Origin of the sequence: Thiolapillus sp. (assembly GCF_048562965.1) — a bacterium.
Taxonomy (GTDB): Bacteria; Pseudomonadota; Gammaproteobacteria; order Chromatiales; family Chromatiaceae; genus Thiolapillus; species Thiolapillus brandeum_A.
The window spans coordinates 1-865 of record NZ_JBHNMF010001121.1; the positions used below are offsets into that span (position 1 = coordinate 1).

An 865-nucleotide genomic window follows, 5' to 3' on the forward strand; every position below is an offset into this window, starting at 1 on the left:
CCATCCGTCTCATCCAATTCACTGGCACCTTTGTTGGGGTTGAACAGGTCGTTCTCCAGACGCAGGATGCTCAGCATGGTTCCCGTGAGACCACGATCCATGGCCCTGGGCGAGAAAGGCGTCACCGACTGTGCCTCCACGTGTTTGTAGAAGGTCGCATGATAATGCTCGAAGGTCTCGTAATGGGAGAGATCCCTCGGGCGTGCCCATGTGAGTACGGAACAGACCAGCCCCGGGAACTGACGCCCAACACGACTGGTGGCCTGGATGTATTCCGCCGTGCCCTTGGGTTGACCGTTCACCGCCATCAAGCCTAGGCGATTGACGTCCACCCCCACCGACAACATGTTGGTCGCCAACAATACGTCGATGGCACGCATCTCGTTCTCGTCCCATCGAGTGACATACGTTTCTTTCTCACTGTCGTACGAAGCGTTGAACTTCACCTCCAGTTGGTCGAGATACTTGGGAATGTCCTGACTCGATACCCGGGAGGTCAATTCCTTGATGTTGTAGACGGAACGCTGGGCCAACCCGGGGCGATCCACCAGGCTCATCTGGACACGGTAGGACCGCGTCTGTACATCGTCCTCGGCCAGCCGTTTCATGCCACCCAATTCACGCAACGAATTGAAGTAACCGACCATGGTCAGATAGGGATCCGCCGCCTGCCCGAAACGATCGAACAATGCCTGTGCCGCTGTCAGGAAAGCCGTATAGACCCGGATCAACATCGCCGGCCTTGAGCTGCCCGGCGAACAGACCCCCAGATAGCGGCGCCCGGGCCGATCCGCTATGGAACGCTGGACGGAGAAGAAGTTGTCCTCGATATCCAGCCCATGGGGCGGGAATATGGACACACGGC

1 protein-coding gene is annotated in these 865 nt (G+C 58.0%); it reads right to left on the bottom strand.

Features of this window, described 5'->3' with window-relative positions; genetic code table 11:
* The coding region (locus ACOCD2_RS22725; RefSeq protein ID WP_419626192.1) for a helicase-related protein at positions 1–865 on the bottom strand (865 nt) is incomplete at both ends.